Source organism: Protofrankia sp. Cr2, from assembly GCF_963555885.1.
Classification (GTDB): Bacteria; Actinomycetota; Actinomycetes; order Frankiales; family Frankiaceae; genus Protofrankia.
In genome coordinates, this window is sequence record NZ_CAUVXG010000020.1 from 83,750 (window position 1) to 84,495 (window position 746).

1 protein-coding gene is annotated in these 746 nt (G+C 66.2%); it reads right to left on the reverse strand.

The annotated features are described in order from the left end of the window. Positions 1-746, reverse strand: a 746-nt coding sequence (locus U9978_RS11835) for an IS701 family transposase (RefSeq protein ID WP_322761148.1), incomplete at both ends; no start/stop codon positions are given.

Genomic DNA, 746 nt, shown 5'->3' on the forward strand with positions numbered 1-746 from the left:
GCGGCCGTCCGGCGGGACCGGCGGCATCGGCGGTCTCGACCAGCGCCCAGTCGTAGAGCCGTGGCCCTTTCGAGCCGTCAGCACAGGAATACGTCTCCCACGCCGTGTCAGGCACCATGGCAGCGAGAGCGTCGACCCGGAATCGGCCGTGCGCCGTGGAGACCTCGGTATTCGTCGCGACGGCCAGAACATAGCCAATCTCCTGATCCTCGAGCCAGGTCCGGAGCTCGGGGGAGCGGCCGTAGACCTCGTCGCCGGCGACCCAGCCCAGCTGGGGATGGGCCTCGTGGAACCGACGGACCATGACCAGCGCCAGCTCCGTCTTCGTCGCGAATGCGACGTCGTCCGGGATGCCCGCATCCCGGCACCGTTCCCGGTCGTCCGTCCACTTCTCCGGCAGATACAGCTCGCGGTCGACATACGCCCGCCCCCGGCCGGACGCATAGACGGCGCAGACACCCACCTGACAATTCTCGACCCGCCCCGCTGTCCCGCTGTCCCGCTGTACTGACGTTGGACGCTCTCTGATGCATGTCCTTATGATGAATCCCGTCTCGTCCAAGACAAGTACCCCGTCGGGCTCGAACAGGTGATCGATGACATACGATCGGATGCCGTTACGTACGCCGTCGGCGTCCCAGGCGTATTCGTTCAGCAGGCGCTGCATCTTCTGCGGCCCCCGGTCCTTGGCGTGCTCGGCGAGCGTCCACCCGTTCTTACGCTCGTTCTTCGACAACAACCCGTCC